Origin of the sequence: Rhizobium ecuadorense, assembly GCF_001187535.1 — a bacterium.
Lineage (GTDB): Bacteria > Pseudomonadota > Alphaproteobacteria > Rhizobiales > Rhizobiaceae > Rhizobium > Rhizobium ecuadorense.
This window is the reverse complement of record NZ_LFIO01000320.1, coordinates 1-356: the sequence shown is the minus strand read 5'-3', so window position 1 is coordinate 356 and position 356 is coordinate 1. Positions and strand designations below refer to the sequence as shown.

Genomic DNA, 356 nt, shown 5'->3' with positions numbered 1-356 from the left:
GGAGCAGAGAACCGACACCTGATAAATGCGGCACGGCTTACGGCGATGAAGCCGGGCGCCTTTCTCATCAATACGGCGCGTGGCGACGTGGTGGATGAGGCGGCGCTGATTGCAGCGCTCAAGGCGGGCACGATCCGCGGCGCCGGGCTTGACGTCTACGAGGCGGAACCTGATGTGCCGGAGGCGCTGCGGCGGATGGAGAACGTCATGGTGCTGCCGCATCTCGGCAGCGCCACGGAAGAGACGCGGACCGCCATGGGCATGAAGGTGGTCGACAACGTGACGGCGTTTTTCGAGGGCAGGGATGTGCCGGATCGGGTGGTTTAGCGACCAGCCGCCAACGCCATCTCACATCT

The 356-nt window shown here is 64.6% G+C and carries 1 protein-coding gene; it reads left to right on the top strand.

Features of this window, described 5'->3' with window-relative positions; genetic code table 11:
• Positions 1-327, top strand: a 327-nt coding sequence (locus AF337_RS07060; protein ID WP_280138833.1) for a 2-hydroxyacid dehydrogenase, incomplete at its 5' end; no start/stop codon positions are given.
• Positions 328-356: the final 29 nt, after the last annotated feature.